This window comes from Capnocytophaga genosp. AHN8471 (assembly GCF_016806945.1).
Lineage (GTDB): Bacteria > Bacteroidota > Bacteroidia > Flavobacteriales > Flavobacteriaceae > Capnocytophaga > Capnocytophaga periodontitidis.
The window spans coordinates 241641-257013 of record NZ_JAESPJ010000006.1; the positions used below are offsets into that span (position 1 = coordinate 241641).

The following is a 15373-nucleotide window of genomic DNA, read 5'->3' on the forward strand; positions in this document are numbered from 1 at the left end:
TTACGAATTACGAATGATTAATGAGAAAAAAGAATGACGAATGACGAGAGACGAATTACAAGGGACGAATGACGAATTACGAAGGGGGTGGTTGCAAAATATATAGGGGCGTTTGCAAAACGCCCCTATATAACATAGTTCAAAGATAATTGATTATTAGAACAATTGATTAGAATAATTGATTATTAGAACAATTGATTAGAACAATTGGTTATCAGAATAATTGATTTTGGTAAAGTGTGTGATTTACAATATTACAATTATTCTGAAATTCTCATTTCGACAACATCGGGTTCTACTGAGAGACCTCTTCCATTTTGATAAGCACCACGTCGTGAGGTGGCATCGCGATGGTTTTTAGACTGGTCTTTCACATAGTAGTTGCCATCTTTTTGATATACATCAGCACCGTTGAGTTTCCAATAACCAAAGAGTCCTTCGCTGTTAGGATCTACCCCTAATTTATTGTTTTTAAGCTCGTTGGCAGTACGTGCTACACTCCACACACGGCATTCGCACATTTTACCTCTCCAAGTACGAGAACCATCGTAATCATAAGCATAACCTATAAAGAAGTTACCATTGAGATTGAAGCTATTTACTGAGGCAGTTTTTTCGGCTACGCGTTCACCATCTACGTAGATTTCAGTGCGTTTGGTAGCGCCATCAAACACAAGGGCAACGTGATACCATTGTTTAGCGGCAAAGGTTTTGGAGGGGTTGAACTGTACATTTCCAGCCACTTGTATTTGGTCTTTAGGCACAGTAGTATCACCAAAGCGGAAGATAAGATTTCCTTCAGCTCCCATTATTGTACTGAGTTTTACAAAAGTATCTACATAAATCATTGCCTCATAAGTAAGTGCATTGAATTTTGCCTTTTCGTCCATTGGGATAGAAAGGTATTTTCTACCATTAAAATCGAATACTTTGTTGATAACAATAGGTTTAGCTACCTCTACAAATAAGGTTTTAGCTTCGATAGTAGGAACACTTGCATCGGCTATAGTTACAGGAATTACATAGGTATTCCCCTCTTGGATAGTTGAAAGGTTTTTAAGAGCTAACTGGCAAGGTTCGGCATAGACACTTCCTTTTTTAATTACAGTACTATTCTTCTGTAAACTGAAGTTATTTGCTGGCATCATTTGGTATTTGGTGCCGTTTTTAGCATTATAGTCGGCTACCATTTGGGCATCACCTATTTGGTAGGTTACGTTCACATCGCTATCGCTGATATTAGAGACACGAGCTGTGATGTTGAAAGCGTGACTACTAACATTATCTTCTAATTTGAGTCGTTGTTGGGCTTGCTCAAAATAGACTTTGGTTTCCAACAATTCGTTTTCTTTGTCTTTACAAGCGTTTAGAGCCAAGAAAGCGAAGATTCCTATACAATATTTTAGGTATTTCATAAGGCTATAATTTTAGGGTTGTGGATGTTTTTTTATATACTCGGCATAGGATTTATGCATTAGGTAAATCGCTTTACGCATCCATTTATAATCGGGCTGATTGTCGTAGTCGTTATCCATACGATAAGCGCCTACACCTCCTTTAGGTCCTTCAGATGAATTATATTCAGCTTGGTCGAGCAGTGCTCCTCCTGATTTTGAATAAGACTCAAAGTTTTCAGTAAAAATGTGTTTGCGGGTATTGTAATACTCGCCAAAAGCATTTTTAACTCCTTGTACCCTATAATCTAGATGTCTATCACCATAGGCTTGAGAGATAAAATAATCGAAATAAGGGGCTGATTCTTTTTTCACATTCCACAATTCACCATCTACCAATAAATAGCGGCGTTTGCCTGTATCGACAGTAGCTTTAGGGCCTAAGTATTTGCCGAGTTCTTCTACCAAAACGTGCAAATACTCACCTCTTTCATAACCACCTTTTAGGTTACCAAAACCATCGCCAGCACCATCGGGTTCCCAATCGATATCAAGACCATCGTAATCGTATTTTACGATAGTATCGCAGAGCGCCTTAGCATATTTTCTAATAGCGGCAATATGGTCGGTAGAGCTTTGTACACCACTGGTATAGCCCCAATAGGCTTCTTGCGCTTTTTTAATTTTATCGTTGAGTACTGCCTGAGAATCACCTGGGTTTTCGGCTTTTATTTTATCAGCGATTGAAGAAGGGGTAATACCTGTACCGATATTGTGCAAGATAAAGCACACAAACACTTTAGTACCTTTTACCTTTTGCACATAGGCTTTATCAGCTTTTTTAGCTTCGCTGATACCAAAGGGTCCACTCCACATTGACACCATATCGATACTATCGGGCAAGGCAGACAAATAGCCCTTGCGCACACTACCCTCGGGCGACCAGTTACTAAACCAACCAAAGGACACGGGGCGACCGTAGTTTTCGGCAGTTTTTTTCCAAGCGCGCAAGGAAGCATAATGCGCATCGCGCTCGTCGGGACTGAGGGTATTAGCTCCCCCGTTGTGGTCTATTTCTTTAGGCTCAATTTCCGTCCACTTGCTGCAAGAAGTGAGGGATAGCCCTATTGCAAGTATTGCTATAGTAATAGCTTTAGATATATACTTCATAACTTTCACAGTATTTTAAACGTTAGTTCTTTTTGTCCCACCAAACTTTGGTAGCACCGGTATTGGCGCCGCCTAAGAGTTGTAGCGCACGTGCTAAATAGGCTCTATCTTCGCCAGTGAGTTTGCTTTCGGGGTAAGGGATACGACGTACTCCTTTTTCGGAAGAGATGACTCCACCGCTAGCATTTTGGGTTACTTTATGCAATTTAGGGTAACCTGTACGACGCCATTCAGTCCACGCTTCTTGACCATTAGGGTAAAGAGCAATCCACTTTTGAGTGATAATTTTTTCTAATTTTTCTTCGGTAGTACCTTGCCACTGAGTAGTAGCTTGAGTAGGGGCATCGGCATTTCCTAACCAGCTAGCATAATAGTCAGCAGGTTCTTTACCTGATCTGAGATAAGGGGCTACTTGTCCTGCATTGATGTCGTTTTCGGCGAAAGAAGTTTCGACTCCTTTGGTATACAAGTTTTCGGCAGTATCGCCCATATTCCAACCCATTAAAGCGCCTTCAGCTCTTAGGAAATACACTTCGGAAGCGCGCATCCAATAGGTAGGAGTAGTTTTTTCTATATTAGGCATAGAGAAACTTTTAAAAGATGCTGATTTCCAACCTGCTCCCGTAGGTAAAGCTTGATATTTAGCTCCTGCAAAAGGTACATTTTGAGCATACGGACTATCGCTAGGTTTGAAATATTTCATCAAGCGAGGATCTTCATAACCTACTAAATAAGAGAACATAGAAGAACCCATACGACACTCTCCATATTGGTTTGCAAAGGTTTCGATATTATTTACAAAACTAAGTCCCGCACCTTCTCTCATTTTAGCCTCCTCGGCTTTATCGGTCATTACTCCTAAAGTTTGATTGATAGCTTGTTCGGCATATTGTTGTGCTTTGGCAGGAGCGGCATAACGTATGCGCATTGCCAGACGCAACATTAGTGAATTAGCATATTTTATCCATTTGCCTACATCGCCTGCATATACAGCATCGTAGTTAGGCAACAAGGCACCTCCTTGGTTGTATTTGGTTTGCAATACAGCAATAGCCGCAGTAAGGTCGTCAAAAAATGCTTGATATACCTCTTCTTGGCTATCATAAGGCACTCTTAGCAAGCCTTTACCAGCTTGTTTGTAAGGAATAGGACCGAACATATCGGTAGCTTTGTGCCAAGCGGAAATTTTGAGTATTTGAGCTAAAGCAAAAGCTTCAGGAAAGTTACTCTTTTCAGCATCTTCTTTCACACTGCTCCAGAGGGGCAACATTTTAGTATAAGAGCTACTATAAGAGGCTTCATACCATCTTTCTAATAGGAAATAGGTAGTATTGTTTTTCCCGTTGTCCCAATCTTGGTTTTGGGCGAAATAGCCACTCCAAGTATCGGCTGCTAAGTGGTAAGCAACTTGGTATTGGTTTATAACACTTGTACCATCAGCTTGCGTACCTACAGGTACTACTTGGGCTTGCATAGAGGTAATTTTTGCCCCAATAGTAATACCATCTCTCTTACCCATTTCTTGGGTTACCCCAAAGGCATCGGTATTGATTTCTTCAAATTTATTACAAGAAATCGCTGCAAGAGCTATAGAGGTATATATAAATAATCTCTTTTTCATAACATTACAATTTTACTTTTACATTAAATCCTATGCTACGCAAACTAGGTTGCATAAAATAGTCGTTACCTTGACCATAAGTAGCGGTAGAAGGGGTAAGTTCAGGGTCGAAAGGAGCTTTGTTGTAGATCATCCACACGTTGTTGCCGATAACTGATACTGTGAGCTCATCGATTTTCTTTTTAAACCATTTGGTAGGGAAAGTATAGCTCACTGATAACTCTTGCAAGCGTACATTGGTAGCATCGTAAGTGTAATATCCTGCCAAATTACTTTCGCCTGTACCCACTAATTCATAGTATTTTTTAGTGTCGTACTTACCTTGACCAGGGAGTGCTACCCCACCATTGTCGCGGGCAAGAGCAGAGGCTTTAGAGACTCCAAAACGGTCTAAAATCGCTTGGGTAGAAGAGGTTACGATACCTCCAAAACGACCGCTGATAAGGAAACTCAAACCAAAACCTTTATAGCCAAAAGAGTTGTTCCAACCCAAAAGGAAATCAGGAGTAGTTTTGCCTAAATACACCGGTTTAGTATCTTCAAGAGTGATATCGCCACTTTCAGGAATATTGATATACCCCTGATTGTCTTTTTTCAAGAATTTAGAAGCGTATACATCGCTAATACTTCCACCAACTTTCAAGATAGTTCTACCATTTTCTTTGCTCACTTCATCGATATTGAAAGGTTCTTGAATGAAAGGATGTTTATAGTTTTTCACCATCTTCTTAATCACGTTTTTATTACGAGTATAAGATACTGAACTAGCAATATCTACACCGCCTATTTGGTTGCGATAGCCTACACTTAATTCTATACCACTATTTTGTACATCACCTGCTTGCAAATAGATATATTTATAACCTGTAGATTCTGGCAGGTTAGCGATAAAGGTTTGGTTATAAGTGTTAGAGCGATACCAAGTAGACTCGATATTGAAGTGTTTGAAGAGGCGCAAGCTAAGCCCTAATTCGTAGGATTTAGTACGTTCGGCTTTGAAATCGGCATAAGGGTATATCTCTTCGGGTTTGATTACCCCACCGACGATTTTTTGGGTAATAGTACCAGGAGTACGACCTGACCACGCGATAGGGGAAGCCACTTCGGTATATGAACTTCTGACTTTGAAATAATTCAAGAAAGCAGGCATCTCACCCATTTCGGAAATCACGGCAGAAAAACCAATTGAAGGATAGAAATAAGATTCTTCCGCTGAATTTACTAAGCGAGAATCCCACTCATTACGCCCTGAGAGAGTAAGGTAAGCACAACGTTTGAACCCAATTTCGGCATTTCCAAACACTGCTACATTGCGTCGGCGGACATCGCCATATCTTTCGGTTATTTTACCTTCGGAAGGTGTAATATTTTGGATAGCAAATAGGTTAGGCACTAATTGCAAGTTACCACCGTAGCCGCGTTCTATAGCATCAAAATCGGAATAGCTACCCCCAAGGTTGAGCATTAGACTCCAATCGTCAAAAAACTGTTTGTTGATGGTTCCAATCACATCGGAATAGAATTGGTGGTCGTTGTAATTCGCATATTCATAAGCACCATTAGGTTTGGCAAAAATCTCATTTGATGAGGCGTAGAGTTTACGTTCAAAATTGATATAGCTTTTGTCTAAGCGAGCGCGTGCTGCAACATTTGCCCAAGAAGTGATTTTGTAGGTAAGTCCTGCATTGAACATAAATCGGTCTTTGTTGTTAGACGCCAAGTTGCGATAAGCTGTCCAATAAGGGTTTTGAGGAGCAAATCTACTTTCGCTGAGAGGCCAATATTGGGTAGCGAAATAACGAGAAGTATCGTAACGTTCAAAGGTTTTTATCTTTTCAAAATCCTCACCACGAGGGTAGAGATAAGCGGCTACAATAGGGTTCCAATACTCACCTTGAGAGACCATATTCATATCTTTCTGTTTGACATACGAAGCACCCAAATCTAATTGTACTTTATCTTCAAATAGCGAAGTAGTGTTACGCACTGTGAAGTTATAACGGTGGTAACTATTGTTAGGCACTACGCCATTGTTGTTAGTACTCGCAGCTGAGAAGAAAGTTTGATTGGTTTTGTTACCCGCTGTAAGGGTGAGTGAGTTGATAAAGTTAGTACCTGTTTCAAAGAAGTCTTTTGCGGGGTCGTAGCTGCTAGGAATTGCCAATTTGCTACCCCAACTGCTATATTGCCCACTGCGGTTGCCATAAGTGTTTTGGAATTCAGGCAATATAAAAGGTTTGCTAAACTCGGTAGTAGAAGAGAGTGAAATTTGCATTTTGCCTTCTTTACCTTTTTTGGTATTGATAAGAATCACCCCATTGGCGGCATTACTACCATAGAGGGCAGCTGCCGAAGGGCCACTGAGCACCGAGATGCTCTCAATATCCTCAGGGTTGAAGTCGGCGATACCTTCACTACCTACACGACCTTCACCTTTGATACCACTATTGTCGCCACCAGCTTGGGTGTTGAAAAGCGGAATCCCGTCTACCACATAAAGCACGTTGTTACTACCTTCAATAGATTTCTCACCGCGCATTATCACACGAGTAGCACCTCCTGGCCCTGAAGCACTTTTGTTGATAGTAACCCCTGCAACTTTACCATTGAGGCTGTTTACAAAGTTAGGAGCTTTCACTTTGGTGAGTTCTTCGGATTTCACCTGTTGCACATTGTAGCTCAACGCTTTTTCTTCGCGTTTGATACCTAAAGCGGTTACCACCACCTCGGAGAGTTGCTGGGTTTCCTCTTTAAGGACAACATTCATATTCAGTGTTTTGCCAGCTCCTGTTACTTTCTTGTCTTGAGCGACATATCCCACTGAACTAAATTCAATTGTTTCACCTTCTTTGGCTTGGAGGGTAAATTTCCCGTCAAAGTCGGTAGAAACGCCTCGAGTAGTGCCTTTAACCACTACACTCACCCCGATAAGCGGGGTTTTGCTTTCATCAGTAACGACACCCGTTACCGTTTTATCTTGTGCATAGAGTCCTCCCAAAAGTAAGAAAAAGACACTAAACACAAAGAATAGCTTAGGGTAATTCATAAAATAAATGTTAAAAATTGACGGTGCAAAAGTATAAATTTACCTAAAACGAAACAAGGAAAAAGCAAATGATTTTTAAAGATAACGAAAAAAAGTTATATTTGTTAATTTATATAGAAAAAAGAAGATGAAAAAAGCATTTACATAATATAAATCATTAGCAAATAAAAGGAAGTTGGGATGTTTTTCTTTTTAACACAGAAATAACAATAAAAGGAGCAGTTTTAACAGAAAAACCATATAAATTACGAGAAACGAATGACGAATGACGAGAGACGAATGACGAATGACGAGAGACGAATGACTATCTGGAAAAGAGAGGGGGGGAATGGTGGGAACGGTAGCAGTGGGAGCAGTGGGAGTGACAAATAACGATTTAGAGATTTGAAGGTTTGGGGATTATTGCTATTTTTGCGGCGAAAACTCTGAACCCTGACCCCCTAACACCTGACAACTATGACCTTTCAATTTAAACAATTTAGTGTAAAGCAGACTCAAAGTGCAATGAAAATAGGCACTGATAGCGTACTTCTCGGCGCGTGGACAACTATAGAGCAGCCTCAAAGTATCTTGGATATTGGGGCTGGCACAGGCTTACTCGCCCTAATGCTCGCCCAACGATCTGAGGCAATGACTATTGATGCTGTGGAAATTGATGAAAGTGCTTATATAGAATGTACTGAAAATTTTGAAGCAAGTCCGTGGGGCGACCGACTTTTTTGCTATCACGCATCGTTTGAAGAATTTTTTACTGAAATGGACGAGCCTTACGACTTGATTATCTCTAACCCTCCCTTCTACCCTACTGATTATAAAACTCCTGAAAAAGCGCGCAACACCGCTCGTTTTAGCGATGCGCTACCTCCTGAACAACTCTTGGAGGGAGTAAATCGTTTGTTAGCCGTTGAAGGGAAGTTTAGCGTTATTCTTCCATATACCGAAAGTGAAAGATTTATCACTTTGGCAGTTACTTTCGGACTTTTCCCCCAACAAATCACTCATACACGCGGCAATGCACAAAGCGAACTCAAACGCAGTATGATGCTCTTTGGCAGAACCTCACTCCCCTCCTACCCCATCCATATTCTCATTATTGAAAAAGAACGAGGGGTATATACCGAAGAATATAAAGCACTTACAAAAGAGTTCTATTTGGGATTTTAGGAGATAGGGGATAGAAGGTTACTATGCTCTTCACAGGCTTTACTCACATACCTCATACCTCTTATCTCTTATTTGATTGCGTAACCTTTTTCTTCAAAGGCTTGTACTAACTGCTGGATGTGGTCGGTACCATTAGTTTCGACGGTGATAAGTACTTCTTTATCGCGGAAACGAGAAAGATTTTTAAACTGATTGTGAGCGAGTTTGACAATATTAGCGCCTACATCGGCAATGATGTGGGTAATTTTAGCGAGTTCACCAGGGCGGTCGGGGATGCTTACTGAGAAGTTAAAAATACGATCGCGGCTCACCAATCCTTTGTTTATCATTGAGGAAATCATCAAGACATCGATATTGCCGCCACTCACTACAGGCACGACATTTTTATTGCGGTCTGTGAGTTTTTTAAGGGCAGCCAAAGGCAAAACCCCTGAGTTTTCGGCGATAATTTTGTGTTTTTCAGTGAGTAACAAGAAGGCTTCAGTAAGTTCATAATCATCGACAGTTACTACCTCATCTACGTATTTTTTGATATACTCAAAATTGAGTTCCCCTATGCGTTTTACGGCAGTTCCATCGGCGATAGTATTGGCTTCGGGCAGGGTAACGAGTTTATTTTTCTTAAGCGCTTCGGTAGCCGAAGCAGCGCCTGAGGGTTCTACTCCTACGATTTTTATTTCGGGTTTTATTTGTTTAGCAGAGCAGGCAATCCCCGAGATGAGTCCGCCACCACCTATAGGTACGACTATCACATCGGTTTGAGGTAACTGTTCAAGGATTTCGAGGGCAATAGTACCTTGACCTTCAAGCACATCGGGGTCATTGAAAGGATGCACAAATACATAGCCTTCTTTTTCTTCTAACTCTTTGGCTTTTTGGTAAGCATCATCGTACACATCGCCGTAGAGCACCACTTCAGCACCGTATTTTTTAGTAGACTGCACTTTGATGAGCGGGGTAGTTTTAGGCATTACAATCACCGCTTTGATACCCAACTCGCGGGCTGCATAAGCAACCCCTTGGGCGTGATTGCCCGCCGAAGAAGCAATAACCCCCCGTTGTTTTTCAGCTTCGGTGAGTTTGAGCATTTTGTTATAAGCGCCACGAATTTTGAAAGCTCCTGTTTTTTGGAGATTTTCGGGTTTGATGTAGATATTGTTGCCTGATTCTTCACTGAAGATAGGACTGTAGATGAGGGGAGTGGGAAGGAGCACATTTTTAAGGTGCTCACGAGCTGTGGTAAAGTTCATAATTTTCAATTAACAATTGATAGTTAACAATTAACAATTAGTAAAATATTTTTAATCTCCCACAAAGCCAGCGAGGGCTCACAGCTGGGTATGTGAAACACGAATTTTCACCTGACGGTGAATTATTTTGTGAATATATTATGATATAAAGCTGTAAATCAATATTCTGTTATATCGAATTGATGTTAATTATTATGGTTTTGCTTGAATTTTAGCAGCGAAATCTTTCCAAAAGGGTGCTGCCTTATACTTCTCTACTGAGGCTTGGGGTACATATACCTTTTGCAAATTAGTATCTTTGAAAGGGTAATTGGTTAAAGTAGGGGGATTTACAGCATTAATAGTAATTGTTTTGAGACGTTTGCAATGCCAAAAAGAATCGTATCCTATGACTTTGATTGTAGCGGGAAGGACGATATTCTCTACCTCAGTACAGCCCGAAATACCGACAGTTTCTATTTCGGTAATACCTGTATTTTCTAAGTTAATTTCTTTTAGATAATTCCACCCAATAGCGCCAAATCCTAATATTTCTACTTTATTGAAGTGTAATTCTTCGAGATTATAAGACATTGATAATACGCTATAGGGCAGTCTTTTTACATTAGGAAGGGAGAGTTTTCTAATTTTTGTTTTGAAGAAAGCTTTATCGCCAAAAACTACTGTAGCGTTGGTATTGAAGGTAACAGTACCACTGAGGCTAGCTTCTTCAAAAGCACTTTCTTCTATTTCTTTGAGGTTGTTAGGGAAAGTAATTGATTGGAGATTTTGATGTTCTTTAAAAGCCTCTTTAGCAATAGTATTGACGCGCCTCAACTCACTATCTGCTTGCATATCCAACTCGGTAGTATTAGGGTTTTTCCATTTGATGAGGGTACGACCATCGGCTGAGATGTCGTAATCGGGGGTAGAGCGATGAGGGGCAGGGGTATTGCTGTTATCGCTCTTAGAACAACTTGCCAAAGCGACAAAGATAAGAGTAAAAAGGGTAAGGTTTTTCATTTTTTAAAAATCAAATAAATCTAAACTATCAGGATTTCTACGATTGTCCCAAAAAGAAAGAATACGGATAATATTTTCCTCTACTCTATAAAACATAGAATAATTGTAAAACACTAAAACAGAGCGAACATCTTCATAATCTTCTTCTATAGGCCAAATATATGGATCTTTAATAAGAGATTTAGCTACTTTTTGCGCTTCAGCATTTAGTTTAACAGAATAAGCATTACTTTTATTTCTCTTTTTCCAATAGACAAGGATTTCTTTTAGTTCTTCCTTTGCTTTAGGAGTCCAAACTACGACCATAATATCGCTTCCATTTCACGTTCTACTTCGTCTTGAGGAATATGTAGCCCTGCTTTATCTTCCTCTAATCCTTTTTGTATGCTATATCTTTTGGCCTCTTTTTGTTGTTCAAAAAGAAGTGTATCTTCAGTTAGGACATCATTTATAAGTTCTGCTTCCATAGTTTCTATAATTTTGTTGCAAATGTATGGAATAAAAATCAATTAGCAATGTTAGTGTAAGAAAAATGAATGCTTTAGCTATAGTTTATGAATTTTATCAGCTAATGCTTTCCATTGGGAATCTCTTTTGTATATATCAATCAAATCATCGGGAGTAGCGGGCACGTAAACTGTGGGATAAGAGATGCCTTGAAAAGGGTTACCTTCAAAATAGGGGGGATAAAGCGCGAGTACGGTGAGATTTTCTAAGGACTCACAGTTGGCAAAAGCTTTGTCACCTATAGGTTTGAGGTTCATTGTTACCGAGAGAATCACTTTTTTGAGGCGTTTACAACCGGCAAAAGTCTCTGCACCTATGGCAATAGCTTCAGCTTGAGAGAGGTCGATTTGTTCAATGGCTGTACAGCCTTTAAAAGCCCCTCTGCCGATTTTACCTGTTTTTGCAAAAGTAATGTTTTTCAAGGCAGTACAATTTGCAAAAATTTCAGCTGACAACTCTTTGGTTTTAGGAAGTGTTATTGAGGTGATACGGGTATTGCTAAAAACTCTTTCGCCAAACACTACATCGGAATAAGAATTGAAGACTACTGAAGTGCGGAGATCGGTTCCAGCAAAGGCTTCGGTATTGATTTCTTTGAGGTTATCGGGGAAGATGACGGATTGGAGTCGGCTGCAATCTTTAAAGGCTTTTTCGCCAATAGTATTCACTTCACGCAAACGGCTATCAGCTTGCATATTGATACCAGAGGTAAGAGGATTGAGCCATTTGACTAAGGTTAAGCCATCGGCACTGAGCTGGTAGTCGGTTTCGGGCACATTTGCGCTGTCGCCATTGCTTTTGGAACAAGCTGCTAAAGCGATAGTTATGAAAACCAAAAAGAAGATTTTTTTCATTGCATAATCATTTTATGATATTAAAAACACCATAAAGGTAGTAAATAAAGAGCAATTAACAACAAAATATTATTTAGAATATATTCTATTGGCATATTTACTCCAACCTGGAGCATTTATGTAAGCATCTCTGCTAAATACATAAATTCTAGGAATATTCTTCACTCCATAGAATACATCTTCACCCAAAGTTGGAGGAGTTTTAGCATTAATAGTAATTGACTCTAAAGCATTGCAATTAGCAAAGGCTACATCTCCTATCTCAGTAACCAATAGAGGCAAAGTTACAACTCTTAACTTTTCACAATTTGCAAAAGCTCCTTGCTCTACCTTTGTAAGATATGAATCGTGAAAAAACAAGTATTCAAGAGATCTACAGTTACTAAAAGCATAACTACCTATTACTCTTATCATTCTTTGATGTTTAACTTCTTTTAAAGACTGACAAGAATCAAACATCTCATCACTTATTCCATTGGCATTAGGAAGTTCTATTGTTGTAATATTAGTACGAGCAAAAACTCGTGATCCAAAATTAACTTCAGTTTCTGAATTGACATTGAACTTCACCCCTCCACTGAGGTTAGTTGCATAAAAAGCCTCTGTTCCTATTCGGTATAAGTCCTTAGGAAAGGTAATAGAAGTAAGAGCTTCTTTCATTCTGAAAGCGTTATCCCCTATAAAATTTACTTTCTGCAAGTTACCATCGGCTTGCATATCAAGAGTGGTAGTATTGCTATTTGTCCACTTCACAAGAGTACGACCATCATTACTTAGCTCGTAGTTATCCGAAGAGATATTGTCATCACTTTTGCTACAGCTGGCAAATGTTAAGGCTACCGTAGCTAATAATAAAATGTTCTTCATTATGACTTATTTTTTTAGATGTTAAGATGAAACAAAAGTATATATAAATTAGCAATAAAAAAATTTTTTAACATTATTTTAACACTTTAATTACTAATTTCTTTTTGATAATTCCTTTATATAAGATTGTAATTAAATAGTGAGGCTAATTGCCATTAGCCCCTACAATATACTGAAAAAGCGAATGATTATCAGGTAATCAACTTTGCCAAAGGAGCGAGCCGCTTTCTTACTTTATTGATGTACTTGCACTTGAGGGAATGGAATTTCTATACCGGCGGCATCGAAGCGGTTTTTGATAGCTTCTATAGTGCGGAAATAGCACTCCCAATAGTTGGGAGTGAGACACCAATAGCGCAACGACATATTTACGGAACTATCGGCTAAGGCATCTACATAAACCACAGGAGCGGGATCAGGAAGGGCTTTGACTTCCTCTTTGGCAATTTGCAAGAGCACTTCACGGGCTTTTTGGATATCGGAACTATACCCTATACCTACAAGCACATACACACGGCGTTTTTCTTCCCTGCTGTAGTTGATAATACTATTGCTAAACAGCTGGGTGTTAGGGATTATCGCTTGTTCGTTATCGGCTTTGTTGAGGGTTGTAGCAAAGAGACCGATGTTTTTCACGGTTCCTTTTTCGCCATTACCTTCGATTACATCGCCTACGCGGAAAGGTTTGAAAATGAGTATCATTATCCCGCTAGCGAAGTTAGACAACGACCCTTGTAACGCCAAGCCTACTGCTACAAAACCACTGGTGATGATTGCGATAAACTGGGTTGCGGGCAAGCCTATCACCTGTACAATGGTGAGGAAGAGGGCAATATAGAGTATCCAGCGGACTACTTGTAACAAAAAACCTTGCAAAGCGAGGTCTACTCCACGGCGTTCCATCAATCCTTTGAGGAGTTTTACAATAAAACGGATGATGTAACGCCCTATAAAATAGAGGGCAATAGCCCCGATCATAGTAGGGGCGAAATTGATGAGTCCTTTAATCCAATCTTTAATCAAACTTTCAAAATCAATAGCTGAGAATTCAGGCATATTTATTCAATTAACAATTAACAATTAACAATTAACAATTAACACGTTACACAATTAACAATTGATGTTATACGGGTTCATTTTCTTCTACTTTTCCTTCTAATTCGGCTTTTGTTTTTTTGCGTGTTAAGCGGCGTTTGATAAAATCGTTGAGGTCTTTACCTTTTACCGAATAGGTATTGAAGAGTAACATAGGGGTAATCACTCCAAAGGCTAAACACATAGTAATAAAACCTGTTTGCAAACCGAGTTTAAAAGTTTGATAAAGCAGGTCGAGGGTTTCATCCTGACGGGTTTCAACGGTTACTATTTGGATGATTTTCATCATAAACTCATAGCCATATTTACCAGGAATCATATTGATAACGGCAGGTATCGTAAACACAATAGGAGGTGTATGTACGCGATGAGCGAAATAGACCGCCAAGAGCCCCACGGCACAAGCTCCTAAAAAGGAGGTAATCACAATTTGCTCGGGCATTATAGTACCTAAAAGTATAAACTTAATCCCCCAACCTATACCGCCTAACACCCCTGTAATCCACAAGGCACGGCGGGGAGTGTTGAACAATAAAGCAAAGCCAATAGAAATCCACATCGACCAAAAGATGCGTTCGGCTAATCCTAAAAATACATCAAGGAAGTTCATAACCAAATAATAGTAAAGCTAAATAAAAACCTAATGAAATCATAAAAACCAAGATAGCAGCGTGTGTGAGTTTAGCTATCCCTGCTACAATACAGCCAGAGAGCATATCGATAAATCCGTTGATAAGAGGTACTCCAGGCACTAACCACAATACACAAGCCGCCAAGGCATTATGGTACTGCTCTACTCCCGCCAAACGGAAGATACTCATCACGGCTACCGACACAAAAGCAGCCCACCCCCAACAGATATACACATTGAACTTGCGCAACTGCAGGATACGACGTCCCGCTAAACCTAATAAGGTTGCTATAAACGACATTGCAAACTCGGTATAACTAGCTTGTTCTTTACCAAATACATAGGCTAATGAACCTCCTGCTACCGATACGAAGAACCACATCACATACATATTGTAATGAGGTTTGGCTTTAATCGTTGCAACTTGTTCTTCAATTTCTTCGATAGGGAGTTTCTTTTCAGTAGCTTCCCAAGAAAGGATACTAATATCAGAAATAGCGCTGAAGTTTACTCCGTGATGAGGGATTGTACGTACGATAGTTTCCTTTTCGCCTGTAGCTTTATCCTGCACAGTAAGCACAATAGCAGCGTGTGAATAGAAGTTTTCGCAATGGTAGTTAAGGGCATTAGAGATGCGTTCTACATTGCGTTCTACTCTACGGGTATTGGCACCGCTGGAAATCAGCAGTTCGTTGATGTCGGCAAATAGACGTGCCGCTCGTTCAATGGGTTTCATATAGTTAATTTATCGATTTGTTGATAGTAGGGAGAG

14 protein-coding genes are annotated in these 15373 nt (G+C 39.8%); 1 reads left to right on the forward strand and 13 read right to left on the reverse strand.

Annotation, left to right across the window (positions count from 1 at the left end):
- Positions 1-260: 260 nt before the first annotated feature.
- From JMN12_RS02880 to JMN12_RS02895, 4 genes are read right to left on the reverse strand one after another with little or no spacing between them, the layout of a single operon-like run.
- A complete protein-coding gene (locus JMN12_RS02880) occupies positions 261-1415 on the reverse strand; it encodes a DUF1735 and LamG domain-containing protein (protein WP_009412764.1) in 1155 nt (384 codons plus the stop codon).
- A gap of 12 nt (positions 1416-1427) precedes the next feature.
- Positions 1428-2564: a glycoside hydrolase family 18 gene (locus JMN12_RS02885; RefSeq protein WP_203136955.1), complete on the reverse strand. Its 1137-nt coding sequence runs from the start codon at positions 2562-2564 to the stop codon at positions 1428-1430.
- Between the two features lie 22 nt (positions 2565-2586).
- The gene (locus tag JMN12_RS02890) at positions 2587-4185 is read right to left on the reverse strand and encodes a RagB/SusD family nutrient uptake outer membrane protein (RefSeq protein WP_203136956.1); all 1599 of its coding nucleotides are present in this window, start codon (positions 4183-4185) and stop codon (positions 2587-2589) included.
- A 4-nt stretch (positions 4186-4189) separates the two neighbouring features.
- A complete protein-coding gene (locus JMN12_RS02895; protein ID WP_203136957.1) occupies positions 4190-7231 on the reverse strand; it encodes a SusC/RagA family TonB-linked outer membrane protein in 3042 nt (1013 codons plus the stop codon).
- 456 nt (positions 7232-7687) lie between these two features.
- On the opposite strand from JMN12_RS02895, the gene JMN12_RS02900 reads away from it, so the two are divergent.
- A complete protein-coding gene (locus JMN12_RS02900; RefSeq protein WP_203136959.1) occupies positions 7688-8395 on the forward strand; it encodes a tRNA1(Val) (adenine(37)-N6)-methyltransferase in 708 nt (235 codons plus the stop codon).
- 68 nt (positions 8396-8463) lie between these two features.
- On the opposite strand, the gene ilvA is transcribed toward JMN12_RS02900, so the two are convergent.
- The 9 genes from ilvA to JMN12_RS02945 form a co-directional block, all read right to left on the reverse strand.
- A complete protein-coding gene (ilvA, locus tag JMN12_RS02905) occupies positions 8464-9645 on the reverse strand; it encodes a threonine ammonia-lyase (RefSeq protein WP_203136961.1) in 1182 nt (393 codons plus the stop codon).
- 192 nt (positions 9646-9837) lie between these two features.
- Positions 9838-10647, reverse strand: a complete 810-nt coding sequence (locus JMN12_RS02910; RefSeq protein WP_203080627.1) for a leucine-rich repeat domain-containing protein — start codon at positions 10645-10647, stop codon at positions 9838-9840.
- 3 nt (positions 10648-10650) lie between these two features.
- The gene (locus tag JMN12_RS02915; protein ID WP_009412772.1) at positions 10651-10953 is read right to left on the reverse strand and encodes a type II toxin-antitoxin system RelE/ParE family toxin; all 303 of its coding nucleotides are present in this window, start codon (positions 10951-10953) and stop codon (positions 10651-10653) included.
- On the reverse strand, positions 10944-11114 hold the full coding sequence (locus tag JMN12_RS02920) for a hypothetical protein (protein ID WP_009412773.1): 171 nt from the start codon (positions 11112-11114) through the stop codon (positions 10944-10946). The genes JMN12_RS02915 and JMN12_RS02920 overlap by 10 nt, the downstream gene beginning before the upstream one ends.
- A gap of 78 nt (positions 11115-11192) precedes the next feature.
- Positions 11193-12008 (reverse strand): leucine-rich repeat domain-containing protein, encoded by an 816-nt coding sequence (locus JMN12_RS02925; RefSeq protein WP_203136963.1) that lies wholly within the window; start codon positions 12006-12008, stop codon positions 11193-11195.
- A gap of 69 nt (positions 12009-12077) precedes the next feature.
- Positions 12078-12875: a leucine-rich repeat domain-containing protein gene (locus JMN12_RS02930; RefSeq protein ID WP_203136964.1), complete on the reverse strand. Its 798-nt coding sequence runs from the start codon at positions 12873-12875 to the stop codon at positions 12078-12080.
- 234 nt (positions 12876-13109) lie between these two features.
- On the reverse strand, positions 13110-13931 hold the full coding sequence (locus tag JMN12_RS02935) for a mechanosensitive ion channel family protein (RefSeq protein WP_203136975.1): 822 nt from the start codon (positions 13929-13931) through the stop codon (positions 13110-13112).
- Between the two features lie 67 nt (positions 13932-13998).
- The gene (locus JMN12_RS02940) at positions 13999-14580 is read right to left on the reverse strand and encodes a threonine/serine exporter family protein (protein WP_203083973.1); all 582 of its coding nucleotides are present in this window, start codon (positions 14578-14580) and stop codon (positions 13999-14001) included.
- Positions 14567-15337 (reverse strand): threonine/serine exporter ThrE family protein, encoded by a 771-nt coding sequence (locus JMN12_RS02945; protein ID WP_203136978.1) that lies wholly within the window; start codon positions 15335-15337, stop codon positions 14567-14569. Before JMN12_RS02945 ends, JMN12_RS02940 begins: the two co-directional genes overlap by 14 nt.
- Positions 15338-15373 lie beyond the last annotated feature (36 nt).